This window comes from Streptomyces sp. WAC05292 (assembly GCF_003949955.1).
GTDB classification, from domain to species: Bacteria; Actinomycetota; Actinomycetes; order Streptomycetales; family Streptomycetaceae; genus Streptomyces; species Streptomyces globosus.
The window spans coordinates 1-5836 of record NZ_RPSE01000390.1 but is presented as its reverse complement, the minus strand read 5'-3'; the positions used below and the strand labels follow the sequence as shown (position 1 = coordinate 5836).

The following is a 5836-nucleotide window of genomic DNA, read 5'->3' as shown; positions in this document are numbered from 1 at the left end:
GCCGGGGGCGCGGGGTCCCGGGTGCCGGCCTTGGGTCGACCCTCGACCGCCGACCGCCGACCGCCGACCGCCGACCCGCCGGGGACCGCCCCGGCCGCGGCCGGGGCAAGCCGTTTTCCCGCCGGGACGCCACCCCGGCGCCCCTCACCCGAGTGCGCGGGCCCGCTGGCAGCGCGGCGCCCGCGGCGGCTTGCTGGGGGGATGAGAGAAACCCTGCCGGACCCGCCCCCCGAGACGCCGCTGGGCACCCCGCGGGCCGCGGGCCTCGCCGGAGTGGCCTTCGCCGTGCTGCTCGCCGCCGCCATCGTCCTCGTACGGACCGCCCTGCCGTCGGGCGGCGGCGGCGACTCCGTGGCCGTCGTACCGGGCCGGGAGAACGCGCTGCGGGCGGCGGTGGAGCTCGTCCCGTTCGCCGGGATCGCCTTCCTGTGGTTCATGGGGGCGCTGCGCGAGCACACCGGCGCGGCGGAGGACCGGTTTTTCGCGACGGTCTTCCTCGGCAGCGGGCTGGTCTTCGTCGCGACCCTCTTCGGCGCCACCGCCGCGGCCGGAACCGTGCTCTCCGCCGGTGAACCCGAGTCGTTCGGGCGCCACTTCGCCTACACGCTGATGACCACCTACGCCATGCGGATGGCCGCCGTCTTCGTCTTCGCGACATCGGCCATCGGACGGCGCATGGGCGTCATGCCGCGCGGGCTGTCCGCGGCGGGGTACGCCGCGGGGCTGGTCCTGCTGTTCGTCGGCTCCGCCGTGCCGTGGACCGAGCTGGTCTTCCCGGCGTGGGCCCTGGCCGTCAGCCTCTACGTACTGCGCGCGGCCCGCCGGCGGCGGGCGGCCGCGTAGCCCTCACTCCAACGGCGCCCCCCGACGGGCCTCCCCGGGCCGCAGGCCGCACGCTGGCCCGGGAAGCGCGGGGGCCAGTGAAAGGACCGCACCTTGCTCAGGCTTGTCGTCGATCTGAACCGATGCCAGGGGTACGCCCAGTGCGCCTTCCTGGCTCCCGACGTCTTCGCCATGCACGGCGACGAGGGGCTGCTGTACGACCCGCAGGCCCAGGCCGCCCAGCGCGAGCGGGTCGCCCAGGCGGCTGCGGCGTGCCCCGTGCAGGCCATCCTCGTCGAGGACTCGGAGGCCTCCGATGCCTGAGTCGGAGCTGGAGGCCCTCAGGAGGAGCGGCCGGATCGTCGTCGTGGGCGCCTCGCTGGCCGGCCTGCGGGCCGCGGAGACCCTGCGGGAGAAGGGCTTCAAGGGCACCCTGACGATGATCGGGGACGAGCCGTACGAGCCGTACGACCGGCCGCCCCTGTCGAAGCAGGTGCTGCTGGGCATGGCCCGCGCCGAGAACACCGCGCTGCCGCGCCGCCGCGCGATCGAGGCGGAGTGGCGTCTCGGCGTGCCCGCGAGCGGCCTCGACATGGCCGGACGCCGGGTGAAACTCGCCGACGGCGACGAGGTGCCCTACGACCGGCTGCTGATCGCGACGGGCGTGCGGGCCCGGCCCTGGCCGAACGAGGCGGAGGGCGAACTCGACGGCGTGTTCGTGCTCCGCACCCGAGCGGACGGCGCCGGCCTGGCGCGGCGGCTGGAAGCCGGGCCGCGCCGTGTCCTGGTGATCGGCGCCGGGTTCACCGGCTCCGAGATCGCCTCGGCCTGCCGGGAGCGCGGCCTGGAGGTCACCGTCGCCGAGCGGGCCGACGCGCCGCTGGTCGGCGCGCTCGGCGGGGTCGTCGGGGCGGTGGCCGCGGCGATGCACCGCGAGCACGGCGTGGACCTGCGCACCGGGGTGATGGTCACCCGCCTGGAAGGCGACGCGGGCGGCCGGGTCCGCGCCGCGCACCTCTCCGACGGCGCGGTCGTCGAGTGCGACGTGGTCGTGGTGTGCCTGGGCGCACAGCGCAACACCGAGTGGCTGGCCGGCTCCGGGCTCGGCGCAGGACCGCGCGGCATCGCCTGCGACGCGGGCTGCCGCGCGTTCGGCATCACGGGCATCGTCACCGACGACATCTACGTGGCGGGCGACGTCGCCCGCTCGCCGCACCCGCTGTTCGGCTACCAGTTCCTGTCGCTGGAGCACTGGGGGAACGCGGTCTCGCAGGCGGAGACCGCGGCGCACAACATGCTCAGCGAGAGTGCCGGCCGGCGTCCGCACATCTGGGTCCCGGCTTTCTGGTCCTCCCAGTTCGGGGTGAACATCAAGTCCGTGGGCGTGCCGACGATGGGCACCGAGATCATGATCACGCAGGGGTCCCTGGCCGAGCGCCGGTTCGCGGGCGTGTACGGCTACCAGGGGCGGATCATCGGCGCGGTCACCTTCGACAACGCGCGCTGGCTGGACTTCTACCAGCAGCAGATCGAGGAGACGGCGGCGTTCCCGCCCGAGTTCACGAACGTCGACCGGCGCCCGGAGGGCAGCCGGCCGGTGCCGGCGGACTTCCCGGACCCGTCGGTCCCCACGCACGGTCCGACGGTGACCCTCAGCGGGTACTCGCCGGCCGACCGCCGGCTGACCTTCACCCCCGCCAGGAACTGAGCGCCCGTACGCCCCCGGAGGACCTGTCATGAAGCAAGGGATCCTGAGTCAGATCCTGGACTACTCGAACCGCGCGAACCCGTACCCGCTGTACGAGGAGCTGCGCCGGACGCCCGTCTTCCACGACGGGGAGGGGCCGTACGTGGTCAGCACGTACCACGAGATCCACGGCCTGCTGCACGACCCGCGCCTGAGCTCCGACACCCGCAACCGCGGCGCGGCGGCCGGCGACCCGCTGGCCGGGCAGGACGAGGGCGAGGGGCAGCTGCCGCCGAGCTTCCTGAAGCTCGACCCGCCCGAGCACGACCGGCTGCGCCGGATGACGAACCGGCCGTTCGGGCCGCCGCATTCGCCGCGCCGCATCGACGGGATGCGGGAGGAGCTGCGGTCGATCGTGAAGGGCCTGATCGACGGGCTGGCGGAGGGCAGGGGCGGCTCCGGGGCCGGGGACGGCATCGACCTGGTCGAGCAGTTCTCGTACCCGTTCCCGGTCACGATGATCTGCCGGCTGCTCGGTGTGCCGCGGGAGGACGAGGCCCGCTTCCACGTGTGGGCCGACACGCTCGCCGCGAGCCTGGACCCCGATCCGGGCGCCGACGCGGAGCAGCGGGAGAAGGCCACGAGCAGTGCCCGGATGGAACTGGGCATGTACCTGGCCGGCCTGATCGAGGAGCGGCGCAAGAACCCCGGCGACGACATGCTGTCCCAACTGGCGGCCGGGCACGGCCAGGGCGAGACGATGTCGACGATGGAGCTGCTCAGCACGGCGGCGCTGCTGCTGATCGCCGGCCACGAGACGACCGTCAACCTGATCACGAACGGCATGCTGACGCTCCTGCGCCATCCGGACGTGCTGGAGCGGCTGCGGCGGGAGCCGGGGCTGGCGGTGCCGCTGGTGGAGGAGCTGCTGCGGTACGAGCCGCCGGTCCAGCTGCTGCCGCAGCGCACGCCCCTCTCCGACATCGAGGTGTGTGGCGTGACCATCCCCAAGGGGGCGCCGATGTGGCTGGTGCTGGCGGCCGGGAACCGGGACCCGAAGCGCTTCGAGAACCCCGACCGCTTCGACCCCGATCGCAAGGACGTCCAGCACCTGGGGCTCGGCAGCGGCATCCACAGCTGCTTCGGCGCGCCGCTGGCGCGGCTGGAGGCGCAGCTCGCGCTGAGCGAGCTGGCGCGCCGGCTGCACAACCCGCGGCTGCTGGAGGACCCGCCGCCCTACCGGCAGAACGCGGTGCTGCGCGGGCCGCGCCACCTGGTGATCGCCTGCGACGACATCAGGTCCTGAGGCCGCGAGGCCCCGGGGCCGCGAAGGCCTTGAGGCCTTGAGGCCTTGAGCTCCCCGGACCGGGGCCGTCCGGCGCAACGGAGCGCCGGGCGGCCCTGTGGCACGTCCGGGGCCGGGACGGCCGGGGCGGCGGCCTGGGGGCGGGACGGCGCGCAGGGCCTGCGGGCGCCGCGTCGTCAGACGGCTCCGCGCGCGCCGGCGCCCCCGGCGGACGCGGCCCGGCGGCGGTTGCCGGCGGCGGGGTCCGCCTCGGCCGCGGGGGTGGTGAACACGATGCGGGTCCCGGGGCTCACCGGGGCCTGCCAGGCCGTCTCCACGTCGGCCAGCGGCACGGTGACGGGCTCGGTGGTCGGCTCCAGGGAGGGCAGCCGGTCGAGCAGTTCGCGCAGGCAGGCATTGCGGCGGGCGCCGGAGATGGAGCCGAGGCCGCTGCCGCAGACGTGGACGTCGGCCTTGCGCAGCCAGGCGGAGGGGAGGGTCATGTCGGCGCCGGCGGCCGAGCCGACCTGCACCCAGCGCAGGGGCCGGGCGAGGTCGGCGCGGTGGCGGAGGATCCCGTCGAGGGCGAGCTCGGCGGGCCGGTCCCACAGGTAGTCCAGGACGAGGTCGGCCTCGGCCGCCGCGGCGCCGAACGCGGCGGCGACGTCCTCGTCCGACCCGGTCAGGGACACGGTGCGGTCGGCTCCCAGTTCCTCCGTGCGCCGCAGCGCCTCCGGGTCGCGTCCGGCCGCGACGACGGCGCCGGCCCCCTGGTCGCGCGCGAGGCGGACCGCGGCCCGGCCGGCGTTCCCGGTGGCGCCGAGCACGAGGACGGACTCCCCGGTGCGGAGGCGGCCGCGTTCGCGCAGCGCGATCCACGCGGACGAGGCCGGGTTGACGGCGGCGGCGACGGCGACCGGGTCGAGTCCGTCGGGCAGCTGCATGAGGGCGGTGGCGGGCACGGCGATGCGCTCGGCCATGGTGCCGTGCGGGGGTTCCAGCCCGGGGACGTAGACGAGTTCACCGCCGGCGGTGCGGGCGACCGCGTCGAAGCCGGGGACGAGCGGCAGTGCCGTGGCGCCGGTGTAGTGGCCGCCCGAGGCGAAGGAGCGCACGAGCGGGTACAGGGCCGCGGCCAGTACCTCCACGACGACCTCCCCGGCGGCGGGGGCCGGTTCGGGCACCGTTGCGTACCGGGGCGGCTCTCCGAGGGCGTGAACGACGGCTGCATGCATGGACAAGCCCCCAAATGGGTGACAAGACGGCATAAACGACAGTCCGATTGTGGCGGCTGTCTGCCGTGGGCCCCGGCTGCGCCACGCGGGTGCGCCGGGGACCGCGGGTGTCAGGGGGCGTCGGCGGCGGCGTGGCCGCGCAGGCCTGCCGAAGGGGCGAAGTCCGTCAGGGAGACGGTGTAGTCGCGTTCGGCGGGCCGGTAGGCCGTGCAGTACCGGGTGGGATACCAGCCGGGGATCCGCCAGGCCGCCGGCTGGGGCACGGGCTCGCAGGTGCGGTGCCCGGCCGACGTGCGGTGCCGCAGCAGGAAGTCCTTGGTGAGCATGGGCTCCATGAAGACGATCTCGCCGCCGTACGCACCGTAGATGAACGTCTGGCCGCTGAGCGTGCCCGAGGTCGGGGGGCGGCTGTCGAGGTGGGCGCCCATGGCGCCCTCGGCGGTCTGCGGGCTGCTCGCCGGGTACCCGGCCGGGAGGAACGCGGCCGGGACCGGTTCGGCTGCCTCGGCGAGCTGGCCGCAGTCGATGAGGAGGGCGCAGCGGCCGGTGCGGATGGCGGCGCGGACCTCGCGGGGGACGAGGTAGAAGTGCACGTCGAAGTGGGCGACGTCGTAGCGGCCGTGCGGGCTGTGGCCGTGCGGGTTCCAGTTGAACAGGGCCCACTGGTAGGGCAGTCCGGGTGCGTCGCGGGGTGTGGCGGGCAGGGCCAGTTCGAGGCTGTGGCCGCCGACGCACTCGTGGCGGGTGTCGGTGCTGCCGTCGCCGTCGGCGTCGTGGCAGTGCCGGCCGTCGGTGGGGGCGGTGGGG

General features: G+C 75.2%; 6 protein-coding genes. 4 read left to right on the top strand and 2 right to left on the bottom strand.

Translation table 11 applies throughout. The annotated features are described in order from the left end of the window. Positions 1-201: 201 nt before the first annotated feature. The 4 genes from EF903_RS27460 (at position 202) to EF903_RS27445 (ending at position 3815) form a co-directional block, all read left to right on the top strand. Positions 202-843: a hypothetical protein gene (locus tag EF903_RS27460; protein ID WP_125547618.1), complete on the top strand. Its 642-nt coding sequence runs from the start codon at positions 202-204 to the stop codon at positions 841-843. Positions 844-936: 93 nt separating this feature from the next. Beyond that, the gene (locus EF903_RS27455; RefSeq protein WP_125547616.1) at positions 937-1146 is read left to right on the top strand and encodes a ferredoxin; all 210 of its coding nucleotides are present in this window, start codon (positions 937-939) and stop codon (positions 1144-1146) included. Next, the gene (locus EF903_RS27450; protein ID WP_125547614.1) at positions 1139-2530 is read left to right on the top strand and encodes an NAD(P)/FAD-dependent oxidoreductase; all 1392 of its coding nucleotides are present in this window, start codon (positions 1139-1141) and stop codon (positions 2528-2530) included. The genes EF903_RS27455 and EF903_RS27450 overlap by 8 nt, the downstream gene beginning before the upstream one ends. A gap of 28 nt (positions 2531-2558) precedes the next feature. Next, complete coding sequence (locus EF903_RS27445; protein WP_125547612.1) at positions 2559-3815, top strand: cytochrome P450; 1257 nt, start codon at positions 2559-2561, stop codon at positions 3813-3815. Between the two features lie 176 nt (positions 3816-3991). Here the strand turns inward: EF903_RS27445 and EF903_RS27440 are convergent, their stop codons facing one another. Together EF903_RS27440 and EF903_RS34390 are read right to left on the bottom strand one after the other, a co-directional pair. Then, a complete protein-coding gene (locus tag EF903_RS27440) occupies positions 3992-5029 on the bottom strand; it encodes a zinc-binding alcohol dehydrogenase family protein (RefSeq protein WP_260616003.1) in 1038 nt (345 codons plus the stop codon). 110 nt (positions 5030-5139) lie between these two features. Next, the coding region (locus tag EF903_RS34390; RefSeq protein WP_221888783.1) for a hypothetical protein at positions 5140-5836 on the bottom strand (697 nt) is incomplete at its 5' end.